Source organism: Sinorhizobium sp. 6-70, assembly GCF_030124375.1.
In the GTDB taxonomy this organism is placed as follows: domain Bacteria; phylum Pseudomonadota; class Alphaproteobacteria; order Rhizobiales; family Rhizobiaceae; genus Sinorhizobium.
Window position 1 is genome coordinate 111,596 of sequence record NZ_JASKLS010000018.1, and the last position, 15,707, is coordinate 127,302.

14 protein-coding genes are annotated in these 15,707 nt (G+C 59.8%); 9 read left to right on the forward strand and 5 right to left on the reverse strand.

From position 1 onward, the window contains the following. Positions 1–134: 134 nt before the first annotated feature. Complete coding sequence (locus QN222_RS26635) at positions 135–1,739, reverse strand: calcium-binding protein (RefSeq protein WP_283961554.1); 1,605 nt, start codon at positions 1,737–1,739, stop codon at positions 135–137. A gap of 209 nt (positions 1,740–1,948) precedes the next feature. Next, on the reverse strand, positions 1,949–2,830 hold the full coding sequence (locus tag QN222_RS26640; RefSeq protein WP_283961553.1) for a LysR family transcriptional regulator: 882 nt from the start codon (positions 2,828–2,830) through the stop codon (positions 1,949–1,951). 115 nt (positions 2,831–2,945) lie between these two features. Here QN222_RS26640 and QN222_RS26645 point away from each other — a divergent pair, with 115 nt between their 5' ends. From QN222_RS26645 to QN222_RS26655, 3 genes are all read left to right on the forward strand, one after another. Continuing rightward, complete coding sequence (locus QN222_RS26645) at positions 2,946–4,442, forward strand: CoA-acylating methylmalonate-semialdehyde dehydrogenase (protein WP_283961552.1); 1,497 nt, start codon at positions 2,946–2,948, stop codon at positions 4,440–4,442. A 221-nt stretch (positions 4,443–4,663) separates the two neighbouring features. Next, complete coding sequence (locus QN222_RS26650) at positions 4,664–5,788, forward strand: YjgN family protein (RefSeq protein ID WP_283961551.1); 1,125 nt, start codon at positions 4,664–4,666, stop codon at positions 5,786–5,788. Continuing rightward, on the forward strand, positions 5,778–6,839 hold the full coding sequence (locus tag QN222_RS26655; RefSeq protein ID WP_283961550.1) for a M48 family metallopeptidase: 1,062 nt from the start codon (positions 5,778–5,780) through the stop codon (positions 6,837–6,839). The genes QN222_RS26650 and QN222_RS26655 overlap by 11 nt, the downstream gene beginning before the upstream one ends. Positions 6,840–6,900: 61 nt before the next feature. Here the strand turns inward: QN222_RS26655 and QN222_RS26660 are convergent, their stop codons facing one another. Further along, positions 6,901–7,944 (reverse strand): Fe(3+) ABC transporter substrate-binding protein, encoded by a 1,044-nt coding sequence (locus tag QN222_RS26660; RefSeq protein WP_283961549.1) that lies wholly within the window; start codon positions 7,942–7,944, stop codon positions 6,901–6,903. A gap of 191 nt (positions 7,945–8,135) precedes the next feature. Between QN222_RS26660 and rirA the strand changes: the two genes are divergently transcribed. Next, on the forward strand, positions 8,136–8,600 hold the full coding sequence (rirA, locus tag QN222_RS26665; protein ID WP_283961548.1) for an iron-responsive transcriptional regulator RirA: 465 nt from the start codon (positions 8,136–8,138) through the stop codon (positions 8,598–8,600). A 40-nt stretch (positions 8,601–8,640) separates the two neighbouring features. Here rirA and QN222_RS26670 read toward each other — a convergent pair whose 3' ends face one another. After that, complete coding sequence (locus tag QN222_RS26670) at positions 8,641–9,030, reverse strand: response regulator (RefSeq protein ID WP_283961547.1); 390 nt, start codon at positions 9,028–9,030, stop codon at positions 8,641–8,643. Positions 9,031–9,110: 80 nt separating this feature from the next. Continuing rightward, positions 9,111–9,824, reverse strand: a complete 714-nt coding sequence (locus tag QN222_RS26675; protein ID WP_283961546.1) for a helix-turn-helix transcriptional regulator — start codon at positions 9,822–9,824, stop codon at positions 9,111–9,113. 543 nt (positions 9,825–10,367) lie between these two features. On the opposite strand from QN222_RS26675, the gene QN222_RS26680 reads away from it, so the two are divergent. The 5 genes from QN222_RS26680 (at position 10,368) to QN222_RS26700 (ending at position 15,675) form a co-directional block, all read left to right on the forward strand. Next, a complete protein-coding gene (locus QN222_RS26680) occupies positions 10,368–11,963 on the forward strand; it encodes an ABC transporter substrate-binding protein (protein ID WP_283961545.1) in 1,596 nt (531 codons plus the stop codon). 111 nt (positions 11,964–12,074) lie between these two features. Further along, complete coding sequence (locus tag QN222_RS26685; protein WP_283961544.1) at positions 12,075–13,079, forward strand: ABC transporter permease subunit; 1,005 nt, start codon at positions 12,075–12,077, stop codon at positions 13,077–13,079. A gap of 10 nt (positions 13,080–13,089) precedes the next feature. Continuing rightward, positions 13,090–13,998: an ABC transporter permease subunit gene (locus QN222_RS26690; RefSeq protein WP_283961543.1), complete on the forward strand. Its 909-nt coding sequence runs from the start codon at positions 13,090–13,092 to the stop codon at positions 13,996–13,998. Position 13,999: 1 nt separating this feature from the next. Beyond that, entirely contained in the window at positions 14,000–14,854 is an 855-nt protein-coding gene (locus QN222_RS26695) for an ABC transporter ATP-binding protein (protein WP_283961542.1), read from the forward strand. Next, on the forward strand, positions 14,851–15,675 hold the full coding sequence (locus QN222_RS26700; protein WP_284005663.1) for a dipeptide ABC transporter ATP-binding protein: 825 nt from the start codon (positions 14,851–14,853) through the stop codon (positions 15,673–15,675). Before QN222_RS26695 ends, QN222_RS26700 begins: the two co-directional genes overlap by 4 nt. Positions 15,676–15,707 lie beyond the last annotated feature (32 nt).

The window sequence follows — 15,707 nt, forward strand, 5'->3', positions numbered from 1 at the left end:
TCCGCATCATGTGGACCGTGGCGCATCGCACTGCGCAGTCCCGGAACGTCTCGCTTGCGAACATGTGGGCGATGAAATTCCGCAGAATTTCTTGATTTAGCAACGGGCGCAGAGAAACCGCGCCCGCTGCGATCTCAGACGATGAAAAAATCGGCTGCAGTGAGCGCGAGACTCGTTCCGATCGTCGCAAAGTGAACGGATCCACCGGCCGCATTTCCGTTGCTGTCGTAGAGCAGCTTTCCGGTGTCGCTCTCATAGATGATCCGGTCGTTGGCGTCGGCAGCAAGGCCCGTTGTATTCGCGACGAACTGCGCCGCCGTCAGTGCGCCGGTACCGACAATCGCTGTGAAAATGGCGTTTTCCAGCCGGATGGTGTCGTCCGCCACGGTGAACCCATTGACCGTGTCGACGTTGGTCGTGGCATTGAGCGCGGTGTTGAAGAAAAACGTGTCCAGACCGGTAGAACCGGTCAGGACATCGTTGCCGAGCCCGCCGTTAATCAGGTCGTTGCCAGCGCCGCCATTAAGACTGTTGTTGCCGGTGTTCCCGGTCAACGCATTGTTCAAGCCATTCCCGGCGCCGCTGATGTTGCCGGTTCCAAGCAGGGCGAGATTTTCGACGCTGCCTCTGATGACGGCGGCGTTACCGAGATTAAAAGATATCGATGAGCGAACCGTATCCGCGCCGGCACCGCTGTCGGCGTTCTCGTCGATGATGTCGCCGGTGCTATCTACCACGTAGATGTCGTTTCCTTGGCCGCCCCGCATTTCATCGGCACCGCCGGCGCCATTGAGCGAATCGTTGCCTGCCTGGCCTCTGAGAAAGTTTGAAACGGAATTACCAACGATCGTATCGGCGAAATCAGTCCCGCGCACGTTCTCGATGTTCGTCAATGTGTCCTGCGTGCCGAAACCATCCTTGGCTACTCCGGTGGTGAGATTCACGTTGACGCCGAGGTTGCCGCCTCTGTTGGTGTCCCTGTGATATCGGACTGTGTCGACACCGCCGCCGCCGTTGATCGTGTCCCTTCCGCCAAGCCCCATGAATTCTTCGGCTAACGCAGACCCGACAAACGTGTCGGCGAATTGCGTGCCGCGAAACTCCTCGAAATTGCTGAACGTCTCGGAGAAGCCGTAAGGGTCGATCACCGTCCCGGTGGATGCGTTCAAACTGATGCCGCGAACAGCTGAGGGCGTGAAGTAGGCGTCGTCGAAACTGAGGACATCAAAGCCAAGGCCGCCGTTATACGTGTCATCGCCCTCGCCCCCGCATATGAAATCATGGCCGTTATTGCCGTTTAAAACGTCATTGCCGCCGCGGCCCTGCATCGAGTCGTCTCCGGCAGAGCCGTTGACCGTGTCAGCTTTGTTCAGAAGCCACCCTTCCAGTCCCCATCTGTCAAATCCTGTGGCAGCGTTTTGGAACAGTTCGAGCGACAGACTCAGGCCGCTGACTGTCTGGACGAGCGTCGTTCCGTTGTTTTGCAGCAGCTGGATGGAAGAGATCGTCCCGCCGATCGGATATCCGCCGGCGTCGAACGCGAACCCTGTGCCGACAAGCTTTAATTTCAGGCCGTTGCCCAGCCCGAAAAGCACCTGTGTGCTGCTTGCGCTGATGCGCAAGGCCGTGTGCATGTCGACCAATTCGGCGAAGGACCCGTTGTAATCGAATCCCGCGATCGGCGGGTTGTATTGGTTGGGATATATTCCGCCTGGGAAGGAGTAGGTAACCGTGGCCATGTTTCCCCCATGCCGGGGGTGGCCCCGGCTTAACGTTGTGTTTGCGGGTTAAGGATGGAATTTCTCATCTAAGGCCTGGCAATTTTAGGTTGTTCTAAATAGCAGATTGGCTCTGTCCTGTCACATCGTCCTTTTGGGTAACGTTCTGGATGTCGCCGTACCCGGCCCCTGCAACGCATGCCGAGGCATGCACTCAACTGGCTCTGCACCTAGACGAAAAACTGATGCTCCGCGGCTACCAGCTCCTGGAGAAACGACACGACCGTGCGCACGCGCACGAGATCGCGCGCGCTTTCGTGATAGGTCGTCCAATAGGCGCGCCGGATGGTCGTTCCCGGCAGGATCCGTTTGAGCTCGGGAACCTGGCGGGCAATGTAGTTGTGCAGGATGCCGATTCCGGCGCTGGAACGGACGGCTTCCGTCTGTCCCGTTGCGCTGGAAATCTCGAAAGAAGCATCCCAGCTGCGCATGATTTCGGCGGAAAAATTGAGCGACGGTGTGAAGATCAGGTCTTCGACATAGCCGATGCGGCGATGGTCCTTGAGATCGTCGATCGTTCGAGGCGTGCCATGGCGGGCAAGATAATCTGCCGATGCGTAAAGCCCCAGTGTATAATCGGTCAGCTTGGACGAAACGAGACGTCCCTGTTCCGGGCGCTCGATGGTGATCGCGATGTCGGCTTCGCGCTGTGAAAGCGAGAAGGAGCGCGGCACCGGAACGAGCTGGAGCTTCAGTTCCGGGTAGCGCGCCGTAAGCGCCCCAAGACGCGGCGCAAGAAAGGAGACGCCGAAACCGTCGGGCGCGCCGATGCGTACGGTGCCGGCGATCGCCGTGTCGATCCGGCCGATCAGCGACTGCGCCGCGAGCATCTCGGTTTCCATGCGCTCGGCGGCGGCAAGGAAGACTTCGCCTTCGGCCGTCAGCTCGCAGCCGTTCGGACGCCGGACGAGAAGCCTCGTTTTCAGTGTTTCCTCAAGCGCCGTCACCCGGCGGCTGAGGGTGGCGTGATTGATGCCGAGCCTCTTCGAGGCGGCGAGAATTTGCCCCGTTCGCGCTACCGCGAGAAATACTCTGACATCGTCCCAGTCCATGCTGCTGTCCCCATGGGCTTCAATTTTTGCACAACGGTTCCTGAATTTCGGAAATTGAATTGTTGAAATCGTAGTGCGATCATGTGCCCACGATCAAGACCAGGAGGAGCATCCAATGTACGAAATCGGACATTTCATTAACGGCGAGCGCGTCGCCGGCAAAAGCGGCCGTACCAGCAACATCTTCAACCCTGCGACCGGTGAGGCTCAGGGAACCGTGGCGCTTGCAAGCGACGCGGAACTCGCCGCAGCGGTCGAAAGCGCGAAGGCGGCACAGCCGAAGTGGGCTGCCACCAATCCGCAGCGCCGCGCCCGCGTTTTCATGAAATTCGTCCAGCTTCTCAACGAAAACATGAACGAGCTGGCCGAAATCCTTTCGCGCGAGCACGGCAAGACGATCGAAGATGCCAAGGGCGATATCGTTCGCGGCCTTGAGGTTTGCGAATTCGTCATCGGGGTTCCGCATCTCCAGAAGAGCGAGTTCACCGAGGGCGCCGGTCCGGGCATCGACATGTACTCGATCCGCCAGGCCGTCGGCATCGGTGCCGGGATTACCCCGTTCAACTTCCCGGCCATGATCCCGATGTGGATGTTCGCGCCGGCGATCGCTTGCGGCAACGCCTTCATCCTGAAGCCGTCGGAGCGTGACCCGTCCGTGCCGATCCGGCTCGCCGAACTGATGATCGAGGCCGGTCTGCCTGCCGGTGTGCTCAACGTGGTCAATGGCGACAAGGGCGCGGTCGATGCGATCCTGACGCACCCAGATATTTCCGCTGTTTCCTTCGTCGGCTCGACGCCGATCGCGCGCTATGTCTACGGCACTGCCGCGATGAACGGCAAGCGCGCCCAGTGCTTCGGCGGCGCCAAGAACCACATGGTCATCATGCCGGATGCCGATCTCGACCAGGCTGCCAATGCGCTGATCGGTGCCGGCTACGGTTCCGCCGGCGAGCGCTGCATGGCGATCTCGGTCGCAGTTCCGGTGGGTGAGGAAACCGCAAACCGGCTGATCGACAAGCTGGTGCCAATGGTCGAGAGCCTGCGCATCGGTCCCTATACCGACGAGAAGGCCGACATGGGCCCGGTCGTCACCAAGGAGGCCGAGCAGCGCATCAGGAGCCTGATCGACAGTGGCATCGAGCAGGGCGCGAAGCTCGTCGTCGACGGCCGCGACTTCAAGCTGCAGGGATATGAAAACGGCCACTTCATCGGCGGTTGCCTGTTCGATCACGTGACCCCGGACATGGACATCTACAAAACGGAAATCTTCGGACCGGTTCTCTCGGTCGTACGCGCCAAGAACTACGAGGAAGCCCTGTCGCTGCCGATGAAGCACGAATACGGCAACGGCGTCGCCATCTACACCCGCGACGGCGATGCGGCGCGCGACTTCGCCTCCCGCATCAATATCGGCATGGTTGGCGTCAACGTTCCGATCCCGGTTCCGCTCGCCTACCACTCCTTCGGTGGCTGGAAGTCCTCTTCCTTCGGCGATCTCAACCAGCATGGGACGGACTCGTTCAAGTTCTGGACCAAGACAAAGACCATCACCTCCCGTTGGCCGTCCGGCATCAAGGATGGCGCCGAGTTCTCCATCCCGACGATGAAGTGAGGAACGCAAGAAACCTCCCCTCTGGGCCTCCTTCGGGAGGCCCTTTTTTGTTGCATCGCGTGTGGCGGTACAACTAACGTTCCGGATATCACCGCATCGGTCGGAGATTCGCGGCTCGGGAACTATCGGGGGATGGTGGGCTGCTTCCGCATTGATGCATTTCGGTAGCGCCAGGCAGCATCCTTTCGCCTGGCGTTTCGAACTTGGAGCGAGGGGAAATCATGGCTTTGAGCGAACCACCGACGATGCCGGCATATCTTGACCGCCGTAACAATTTCGGGCGCTCGCCCGCGGGCGGTTTTCAGCGCTTGTCCTTTGCCGGCAGCGCCAGCGAATATTTCGGGATCTGGATCGTCAATATCCTGCTGACGATTGTCACCTTAGGCATTTATTCGGCCTGGGCGAAGGTTCGGCGCAATCGCTATTTCTATGGCAACACCGTGCTGCTCGGCCGTGGCTTCGAGTATCACGCCAAGGGCGGCCAAATCCTCATTGGCCGATTGATCGTGTTCGCCTATCTGATCTTCTACAATGTCGTGCTGACCGTCATGCCGCTCGCCGGCGCCGCGCTCGGTCTGCTGTTCTTCCTCTTTGTGCCGTGGCTCCTTACCCGAGGCTTGCGTTTCAGCGCCCGGGTCACGAGCTACCGAAACGTTCGCTTTGACTTTGTCGGTCGGACCGGTGGTGCGTTCGTGGCGTTCATCGTCGGTCCAGTGCTTGCCGCGCTGACGCTCGGCATCCTTGCGCCGCTGGCCAGCCGCTGGTCCTACCGCTACATCGGCAACAACCTTCGCTATGGGCGGAAGGCCTTCGCAACCGAGCCATCCCTCGGTACGATCTACAAGACGTGGCTGCCGTCGGCGGCGATGATCCTTCTCGGGTTGCTGATCATCGGTGTCATCCTCCTCGTCAATATTACCGCGATGGGCCCGTTGATCGACGATCCCGACGCGATTTCGAGCGAGCTTCAGGCCTCGATCGGGATGCTGACGGTGCTCGGCTACCTTCTGATGCTCGCCGTCTTCGGGACCGCAGCGCTTTTCTACCGTGCCGGGGTGCGCAATGTCGCCTGGTCCGCCACGACCTTCGATGGCAAACATCGCTTGATGAGCGATCTCTCGCGGTTCCGCTACACCTGGATTGCGGTGTCGAACTTCATCATTACGCTCGCAACCCTCGGGCTGATGCGGCCATGGGCCGCGGTTCGTATGGCCACCTACGTCAACGCGCACACGGCCATCCGTTTCGAGGGCGAAGTCGGGGACATCTTCTCGGCCATCGAGCAGGAAGGGTCTGCGGTCGGGGCGGAGTTCATGGATATAGAAGGCTTCGACTTTGGCTTCTGACAATCCAGTCATAGCGGTTGGCGAGTGGCATCGGGCGGGTTCGAGCCGCTCGGTGCCCTCGAGTCTTGCCGAGGCCGGAGAGAGCCTGACAGTACACGATGATGCAGGCGCTGAACTCAGCAGCGGCAAGCTTTCGGCTGTTGAGATTTCGCCGCGGGTCGGCGCTGTTGCGCGTCGGATCACCTTCCCTGACGGATCGCTCTTCGAGACAAGCGACAACGATGCGGTCGATGGGTTCCTTGCGCGCAAGGGTCGGGGCAGGGAAGGGATCATCCACCGGATGGAACGCTTTCATCCACGCCTCATCGCCTTTGTCGCAGCTGCCGTCCTCTGTGGTGCGTTGATCTATCGTTTCGCCTTGCCCGCCCTCGTCGAAGTCGCCGTTGCTGTGACACCGCCCATCGTGCCGCGCGTCATGTCCTCGAGCACGCTCGAGGCCCTGGATCGGACGGTGCTCGGCCAATCCGAGCTTGACGAGGCGCGGCGCGGCAGGATTCTCGATGGATTCAGGGATATCGCAGCCTTGTCGGGCGGCGGAGGGGAGCGCTACACGCTTAACTTCCGCAAGGGCGGCGCCATCGGTCCCAACGCCTTTGCATTGCCGGACGGCACCCTGATCCTCACCGATGAACTGGTTGAACTGGCCGGGGACGACACGGAGATGATCGTCGGCGTGCTCGCGCATGAAATAGGGCATGTCGAGCTGAAGCACAGTCTCCGGCAGATCTATCGCGCCGCCGGCGTTGCCGCGCTTATCATGGTGATCGCCGGCGACATCGGCTCGGGTGCCGAGGACGTGCTCGTCCAGGGCGGCGGCCTGCTATCGCTTTCCTACTCGCGCTCTGCGGAAGCGGCAGCCGACCGGCATTCAGTCGAACTGATGGTGAAGTCCGGTCGCGATCCGGCGGCGATCGCGCGTTTCCTCCAGCTTATCGAGACGAAGCTCGAAGATCGCTCCGAGACCAGCATATTTTCAACGCATCCGGGGACGCCCGAGCGACGCAAAGCGATCCTGGATCTGATAACCGAACTCCAGGCGCGGCCGCGATAATCATGCAAATGAAAACAGCGGGCGTTCGGGCCCGCTGTTTCGCCGTCCATGACGTCTCCGCTCAATCCTGCGGGCCGTCGTTGAAACCGACCTTGTCGACCAGTTCCGACGCCTTCTTGCGGTTGGCCGCGATGTCGGAAAGCGGCAGCGTATCCGGCTTGATCGTGCCGAAGGACTTGACGATTTCTGAAGGCTCGGCGCCCGCGAGCACCGGGTATTCGAAGACCTGCTCCGCATAGATCTTCTGCGCTTCGCCTTCGGACAGGAATTCCATCAGCTTGAGGGCGTTATCCTTGTTCGGTGCGTTCTTGGCGAGCGCCATGCCGGAGATGTTGACATGGGTGCCGCGATCCTTGCTGTTCGGGAACAGAACCTTAATGGCAGCCGCCCATCCCTTCTGCTCGGGCTCCCTTTCGTTGGTCATCATGAGGCCGACGTAATAGGTGTTGCCAAGGGCGAGGTCGCATTCGCCGGCAAGAATGGCCTTCGCCTGGTCACGGTCGCCGCCGTCCGGCTTCTTGGCGAGGTTGTTTCTGAGACCCGTCAGCCATTTCTCCGTTTCGGCTTCGCCGTGATGGGCAACCATAGAGGCGAAGAGACCGATATTGTAGGAGTGCTGGCCGTCACGCGTGCAGATCTTACCCTTCCACTTCGGATCAGCGAGCTCTTCGTAGGTGATGTCGTTCTCGGCCACGCGCTCCTTCGAGGCGTAGACGACACGACCGCGTGTCGTAAGGCCGAACCAGTTGCCGTCGGGATCGCGGAAATGCGCCGGAATATCCTTGTTGATCGTTTCGTTGACGACCGGCTGCGTGACGCCGGCGTCCTTCGCCTCGGTGAGGCGGCTGATATCGACGGTCAGGATAACGTCGGCAGGCGAGTTTGCGCCTTCCGCCTGAATGCGCTCGACAAGGCCCTTGTCGAGGAAGAGCACGTTGGTGGTGATGCCGGTCTCCTTGGTAAAGGCGTCCAGCAGCGGCTGGATCAGATCCGGCTGACGATAGGAATAGATGTTGACTTCGCCATCAGCCCAGACGGGCGCGGTCGAAGCGAACAGCGTCGCCGTTACCGACAGTGCCCCGATCATCGCTCTTGACATGCGCATGGTGCTCTCCGTTTTCGTTTTGCATGTAACTTAACAAAATCGGTCATCTTTTTGACGCCGCGCGCACGGACAGTCAACTGCGAAAAGGTAGCCGTCAATCAGAAGTGATTTTTGCTGTTTTTTGGAATTGTTCCAAACTGCGATCCGTCCTATATGATGAAAAGATGAATTTCTCGATTCCGGAGTGAATTATGCGTCTGACGAAGCAAACGAACTACGCGGTTCGCATGCTGATGTACTGTGCAGCGAACGGCGAGAAGCTCAGCCGCATCCCTGAGATCGCCAAGGCCTACGGCGTCTCCGAGCTGTTTCTGTTCAAGATATTGCAGCCACTGACCAAAGCGGGCCTGGTGGAAACCGTCCGCGGCCGCAATGGCGGTGTACGATTGCCGAAGCCGGCATCGGAGATCAGCCTCTTCGACGTCGTGAAGGTCACCGAAGACAGCTTTGCCATGGCGGAATGCTTCGAGGCCGGTGAGATCGACTGCCCGCTGGTGGATAGCTGCGGCCTCAACGCGGCCCTGCGCAAGGCGCTGAATGCTTTCTTCGAAGTGCTGGAGGGCTATTCGATCGACGACCTGGTCAAGGCCCGACCGCAGATCAACTTCCTGCTTGGTCTTGACGAAAAGGCACAGGTGCGCACCTCGGCGGCTTGATTTCCGCCCCCTCATGGCGGCCGTACTGCCCCGGCCGCCATTACTCTTCCGGCAGATATTCCCTCAGAATGAACTCGATCGCCGTCGGATCGATTTCCGATTTGTCGATGCGGAAGTCGGCGCCGTATTCTTCCAGGCTCTGAAAATAGGGGTCGCCCGGCGAGGACGATATGACGCCGATCGGGCCAATGAAGCCCTGATGTCTCAGCGTGGGAACGGTCTCGCGAAAATCACCGCGAGGGTGCACGAGATTGTCCAGCAGAACCATCGAGACCGGTTTGCCAGAAAGAAGAAACGCGATCGCGCTGTCCATGGTCCGGCAGTAATGCAGTTCGATGTCGATGCTGTCCACTTTCCTGATCAGTCCACTGAGGATCAGGTTTTCCGCCGGGTTGTCGTCAACGAGCAAGATGTGGGCTTTCCGTGTCATGACCGTTCACATCCCTGATTGATCGGCGGCCCATGCGGGACGCATGCCGCTTCGCGTGCTTGCCGGGCGCGCCGGCAACGTCATTGGATAATCTGTTCTCGTATCGCTTTCGCGACCATTTGCGTCCGGTTGACCACATCGAGCTTCTTGAGGATCGTTGCGGTATGGGAATTCACGGTGTGCTCCGAGACCGAGACGATCAGGGCAATCTCGCTGGCCGTCTTTCCGTGCGAAATCCACTTGAGTATTTCGGTTTCCCTCGGCGTCAGACCCATGCCGGCCTTGTTGGCGAGCGTCGCCCGATAGAAATAGTCGAAGGCCGATGCCGCGCTGTAGCACAGTTCGTAGTGCTCGGCCTGTTCGATGTCCTCGCCATCGCCGAGGAAGAGCACCGCATAGCGCGCTCCCGTCGTCGCCGCGTTGACCGGCACGCAAAGCAACAGCTCGAAACCGAGTTGGGAAAGGAGGCCCTGACCTGGTCCCAGCGTCGGATCATCCGCGCGCCATACCGACGAGATATTCGAGGCATGCAGTGCCTTGTAGACGATGGCATCCCCGAAACGGTGACGCTTGTCGTATTCCTCGGCGAGACCGGAGGGAAGGTCGTGGAGGACCAGTCGACTGGAAAGCATGCAGGCGTCATTCTCGTTGCCGAGTTGCAGGATGCCGAAATGCCCAAAGCCGAAGCGCAGTGCCAACGTGTGAAAAATGCGGAAAAAATCCACACGGTTGAGCGCCTTTTCAAGCTCCTCGTGAAGGTCGTACCGCCTATGATTTTCCTGCAAGACTGGCACGCGCCGGCTATCTCCCCATGGCCGCGCGGCAGTTTGCCGGCCAGCCTGACATGGACTTTAGCTCCACGTCGCCGGCCAAATCCTCTACATGGACATCACCCACGCCGAATGTTCCCCCGAAATCCGTATGCATTCTATTGCACGACAGGCTTTGCGTTTCTACTGCACTATTTTGGGGTTTAATGGGCCCGGCCGCGCGACTTTCGTCCCCTACGACGTGCTTTCACTCGCGCGGTTGACCCGCGCATATGGTGCGTCTTTCTGGCGCGCCGGGTGCGAAAGCGCTGTCATTTTTTTTGTCCGGGCGGTAAATGCGCCCTTGAAGACGGCGACCCGCCGAAGCGGATGCAACGGGCTCGTGTTGGAAATCGTGGACAGTCGCGCAAGCTCTACTTAAGGAAGAATTTTTCGCATAGACAAATTTCTGCAGTGACTTATTGCATTGCGACGCCAAATGTCGTTCCATCCGCCCTTGACCGGGTGTAAATGTCATTCCGCGTCAGTCAAATACGAGAACAAAAAACAAATCTGGGAAGCAAGCTCATGAAAAAGCTCACTACTCTCTTCGCAGCGACGGCGCTTGCCACGCTGATGGCCGGCTCCGCCTGGTCGAAGACGTTCGTCTACTGCTCTGAAGGTTCGCCGGAAGGCTTTGACCCCGGCCTCTACACGGCCGGCACGACGTTCGATGCTGCCGCGCACACCGTTTACAACCGCCTCCTCGAATTCAAGAAGGGCACGACGGAGACCGAACCGGGGCTTGCTGAAAGCTGGACGATTTCTGACGACGGCCTCGAATACACCTTTAAGCTCCGTCCCGGTGTCAAATTCCAGACGACCGAGTTCTTCACGCCGAGCCGTGACCTGAACGCCGATGACGTGGTCTTCTCGCTCGAGCGCCAGTGGAAGTCCGACAATCCGTGGCATGGCTACGTGACCGGCGGTTCCTGGGAATATTTCGCCGGCATGGGTCTTCCGGATGTGCTCGAGTCGATCGAAAAGGTCGACGACATGACGGTGAAGATCAAGCTGAAGCGCAAGGAAGCACCGTTCCTCGCCAACCTTGCCATGCCCTTCGCATCGATCCTGTCGAAGGAATATGCCGATAAGCTGCAGGCCGAAGGCAAGATGAACCAGCTCAACCAGATGCCGCTCGGCACCGGTCCGTTCGCCTTTGTCGGCTATCAGCAGGACGCGGTCATTCGCTACAAGGCGCATCCGGACTATTGGGGCGGAAAGCAGAAGATTGACGATCTGGTCTTCGCGATCACCACGGATGCAGCCGTTCGCTTCCAGAAGCTGCAAGCCGGCGAATGCCATCTGATGCCTTATCCGAATGCGGCCGATGTCGAGGCGATGAAAGCCGATCCGAACCTCAAGGTGATGGAACAGGCGGGCCTCAACGTTGCCTATCTCGCCTACAACACGACGCAGCCCCCGTTCGACAAACTCGAAGTCCGCAAGGCGCTGAACAAGGCGATCAACAAGCAGGCGATCGTCGACGCCGTCTTCCAGGGTCAGGCTACACCAGCGACGAACCCGATCCCGCCGACGATGTGGTCCTATGACGACACCGTCGCGGACGATACCTACGAGCCGGAAGTCGCCAAGAAGATGCTTGAGGATGCGGGTGTCAAGGATCTTTCGATGAAGGTCTGGGCGATGCCGGTTGCGCGGCCGTACATGCTGAACGCACGTCGCACTGCCGAACTGGTGCAGGCCGACTTCGCCAAGATCGGCGTCAAGGTCGAGATCGTCTCCTATGAATGGGCCGAGTATCTCGAGAAGTCAAAGGCGAAGGATCGCGATGGTGCCGTGATCCTCGGCTGGACGGGTGACAATGGTGATCCGGACAACTTCCTCGACACTCTTCTTGGTTGCGACGCTGTCGGCGGCAACAACCGTGCCCAGTGGTGCAACAAGGAGTTCGACGACCTGGTGACCAAGGCCAAGGAGGCGACTGACGTTGCAGAGCGCACCAAGCTCTACCAACAGGCTCAGGCCGTCTTCAAGAAGGAAGCGCCGTGGGCAACGCTCGACCACTCGCTCTCCATCGTCCCGATGCGCAAGAACGTCGAAGGCTTTGTGCAGAGCCCGCTCGGCGACTTTGCTTTCGACGGCGTTGACATTGTAGAGTAATCTTACCGACTGACCCGAAGGGGGCGTTTGCCGTTGGGCGAGCGCCCCTCTTCCTTTTTGCCAGTGCTGCCGCTCAACCAGTTCGCGGCGACGACGGCATGAGGTTTGACTATGTTTCGATTTCTTCTGGGGCGCTTGGCGGTGCTGATCCCGACCTTCATCGGGGTTTCCATCATCGCCTTTTCCTTCATCCGCCTGCTTCCTGGTGACCCTGTCGCGCTGCTTTCCGGCGAACGGGTGATGTCGCCGGAGCGCCACGCCGAAATTTCACACCAATTGGGCTTCGATCGCCCGATTGTCGTGCAATACCTCGATTATCTCTGGGGCGTTCTCCACGGTGATTTCGGCCTGTCGATCGTCACCAAGAGGCCCGTGATCGATCAATTCCTGGAGCTTTTCCCGGCGACGGTCGAACTCTCGCTCTGCGCCATCATTTTCGCCGTCGTTGTCGGCATCCCCGCGGGTGTCATTGCGGCAATCAAGCGCGGCTCCATCTTCGACCAGATCATCATGGGTACAGCGCTCGTCGGCTTTTCGATGCCGATTTTCTGGTGGGGGCTGCTTTTGATCATCGTCGTCTCCGGCATGTTGCAGTGGACGCCGGTGTCCGGACGTATCTCGCTGATGTTCTTCTTTCCGTCGGTCACCGGCTTCATGCTGATCGATTCCCTGTTGTCGGGGCAGGCGGGGGCGTTCCAGTCCGCGTTCAGTCATCTCATTCTCCCGACGATCGTGCTCGGCACCATTCCGCTTGCCGTTATCGCCCGGCAGACCCGCTCGGCGATGCTCGAGGTGCTCTCGGAGGATTATGTGCGCACGGCGCGTGCCAAGGGGCTTTCGACATTCCGCGTTGTGGGTATCCACGCCTTGCGCAACGCTATGATTCCGGTGGTGACCACCATCGGTCTCCAGATCGGTGTCATGCTGGCCGGCGCCATCCTGACAGAGACAATCTTCTCCTGGCCGGGCATCGGCAAGTGGATGGTCGACTCGGTGTTCCGCCGCGACTATGCCGTCATCCAGGGCGGCCTCCTGATCATCGCCGGCGTCATCATGCTGGTAAATCTCGCCGTGGACTTGCTCTACGGGCTGATCAACCCTCGCATCCGGCATTGAGGAGGGCGATATGACCGAAGTTACCGCAACAACCGCTATATCGACCGATCCGTCCCGCCGGGCGAGGCTCGCCGAATTCTGGTACTATTTTTCGGAGAACCGCGGCGCCGTCATCGGGTTGATCTTCTTCCTGTTCCTGGTGCTGCTTGCCCTCTGCGCTCCGCTTATCGCACCGCACGATCCGACGATTCAGTACCGCGAAGCCGTGCTGCTTCCGCCTTTCTGGGAGGAGGGTGGTCGCGCGGCCTTCCTTCTCGGAACCGACGCTGTCGGCCGCGACATGCTCTCCCGCCTGATCTACGGCACGCGCTTCTCGCTGTTCGTCGGCGTAATCGTGACCACATTGTCGTTGATCGGCGGCATTCTCGTCGGCGTCATTGCCGGCTATTTCCGCGGATGGGTAGACACTTTCATCATGCGGATCATGGATATCATCCTGGCGTTTCCATCGCTGCTGCTGGCGCTGGTTCTGGTCGCGGTGCTCGGCCCGGGCCTCACCAACGCGATGATCGCGATTGCGCTCGTGTTCCAGCCGCATTTCGTTCGTCTGACCAGGGCGGCGGTGATGACGGAAAAGACTCGCGACTACGTCGTGGCGGCGAAAGTCGCCGGGGCCGGCCACCTGCGGCTGATGTTCAAGACGATCCTGCCGAACTGCATGGCACCGCTCATCGTCCAGGCGACGCTCTCCTTTTCGAGCGCGATCCTCGATGCTGCCGCACTCGGCTTCCTCGGCATGGGTGCGCAGCCGCCGACGCCGGAATGGGGGACGATGCTGGCGGAAGCGCGCGAATTCATTCTGCGTGCCTGGTGGGTCGTCACGCTCCCCGGTCTTGCGATTCTCGTGACCGTTCTCGCAATCAATCTCATGGGCGATGGTCTGCGTGATGCTCTCGACCCCAAGCTGAAGAGGTCCTGACATGGCGCTTCTCGAAATTGAAAATCTCGTCGTCGAATTCCAGACGTCCTCCGGGCCGTTCCGTGCCGTCGACGGCGTTTCGCTCAAGGTGCATGAGGGTGAGGTCCTGGCGATCGTCGGAGAATCGGGCTCAGGCAAGTCCGTGTCGATGCTTGCCGCGATGGGGCTTCTGCCTTGGACTGCGAAGGTGACGGCGGACAAGCTTGCCTTCAATGGACGGGACCTTCTGAAGATGTCCGCGGCCGACCGTCGCAAGATTGTCGGCAAGGACATCGCCATGATCTTCCAGGAACCGATCGCGAGTCTCAATCCCTGCTTCACGGTCGGCTTCCAGATCGAGGAAGTGCTGCGAATCCACATGGGGCTCGACCGTAAGGCGCGACGCAAGCGTGCGATCGAACTCTTCGAGGCCGTCGGTATTCCCGATCCGGCCGAGCGCCTCGGCCATTTTCCGCATCAGATGTCGGGCGGACAGTGCCAGCGCGTCATGATCGCCATCGCGCTTGCCTGCAACCCGAAGCTCCTCATCGCGGATGAGCCGACGACCGCGCTTGATGTGACGATTCAGAAGCAGATCCTCGATCTTCTGATGAGACTGCAGCAGGAATACCGCATGGGCCTCATCATGATTACCCATAACATGGGTGTGGTCGCGGAAACGGCGGATCGCGTCGTCGTTCAATACAAGGGCCGCAAGATCGAGGAAGCGGACGTGCTGTCGTTGTTCGAATCGCCGAAGAGCAACTACACGCGCGCGCTTCTTGCCGCGCTGCCCGAGAACGCAACGGGAGACCGGTTGCCGACGATCTCCGAACTCTTCAACGACCAGCAGATGCTGGAGGGAGCCGCTCGATGACTCACGTTCTCGAAGCCCGAAACCTGGTGCGCGACTATCACATTCCCGGTAACCTGTTCCGCAAGGCGCGCACCGTTCATGCGCTGAAAGGCGTAAGCTTCACCGTGGACGAGGGAAAGACGCTGGCGATCGTCGGCGAAAGCGGCTGCGGCAAGTCGACTCTTGGCCGCATCATCACGCTGATCGACCCCGCGACCTCGGGCGAGTTGCTGATCGATGGAAAGAAGGTTGACATAGTCAGCGACGGCCTGACGTCGGAAATGCGCCGCAAGGTGCAGATCGTTTTCCAGAATCCTTATGGTTCGCTCAACCCTCGCCAGAAGATCGGCGACATCCTGGCGGAGCCGCTGGTCATCAATACCAAGGCACCGGCCGACGAGCGGCGTGAGCGCGCCATGACGATGCTGAAGAAGGTGGGGCTCGACGAGAAACACTTCAATCGCTATCCGCACATGTTCTCGGGTGGCCAGCGTCAACGCATCGCCATAGCGCGCGCCTTGATGCTCAACCCCAGTCTCCTCGTGTTGGATGAGCCCGTCTCCGCACTCGATCTGTCGGTTCAGGCCCAGGTGCTCAATCTGCTCGCGGACCTGCAGGACGAGTTCCACCTGACCTATGTCTTCATCAGCCATGATCTCTCGGTGGTGCGCTACATCGCCGACGACGTTATGGTGATGTACTACGGCGAGGCGGTGGAATACGGCAGCCGTGACGAGGTCTTTGCGGATCCCAAGCACAGCTATACGAAGACCTTGTTTGCCGCGACGCCGCGCGCAGACGTTGCCAGCATCAAGGCGCGCCTCGCACGGAAAGCCGCTTGAGATATCCTGCCCTGTCACCTACGGCGCCGCGC

What these genes read in the sequence shown, in the direction of transcription:
- rirA (WP_283961548.1), top strand. Translation starts at nt 8,136, where the DNA reads ATGCGTCTGACGAAGCAAACGAACTACGCGGTTCGCATGCTGATGTAC.
- QN222_RS26700 (WP_284005663.1), top strand. Translation starts at nt 14,851, where the DNA reads ATGACTCACGTTCTCGAAGCCCGAAACCTGGTGCGCGACTATCACATT.
- QN222_RS26640 (WP_283961553.1), bottom strand. Translation starts at nt 2,830, where the DNA reads ATGGACTGGGACGATGTCAGAGTATTTCTCGCGGTAGCGCGAACGGGG.
- QN222_RS26650 (WP_283961551.1), top strand. Translation starts at nt 4,664, where the DNA reads ATGGCTTTGAGCGAACCACCGACGATGCCGGCATATCTTGACCGCCGT.
- QN222_RS26695 (WP_283961542.1), top strand. Translation starts at nt 14,000, where the DNA reads ATGGCGCTTCTCGAAATTGAAAATCTCGTCGTCGAATTCCAGACGTCC.
- QN222_RS26685 (WP_283961544.1), top strand. Translation starts at nt 12,075, where the DNA reads ATGTTTCGATTTCTTCTGGGGCGCTTGGCGGTGCTGATCCCGACCTTC.
- QN222_RS26670 (WP_283961547.1), bottom strand. Translation starts at nt 9,030, where the DNA reads ATGACACGGAAAGCCCACATCTTGCTCGTTGACGACAACCCGGCGGAA.
- QN222_RS26690 (WP_283961543.1), top strand. Translation starts at nt 13,090, where the DNA reads ATGACCGAAGTTACCGCAACAACCGCTATATCGACCGATCCGTCCCGC.
- QN222_RS26680 (WP_283961545.1), top strand. Translation starts at nt 10,368, where the DNA reads ATGAAAAAGCTCACTACTCTCTTCGCAGCGACGGCGCTTGCCACGCTG.
- QN222_RS26635 (WP_283961554.1), bottom strand. Translation starts at nt 1,739, where the DNA reads ATGGCCACGGTTACCTACTCCTTCCCAGGCGGAATATATCCCAACCAA.
- QN222_RS26645 (WP_283961552.1), top strand. Translation starts at nt 2,946, where the DNA reads ATGTACGAAATCGGACATTTCATTAACGGCGAGCGCGTCGCCGGCAAA.
- QN222_RS26660 (WP_283961549.1), bottom strand. Translation starts at nt 7,944, where the DNA reads ATGCGCATGTCAAGAGCGATGATCGGGGCACTGTCGGTAACGGCGACG.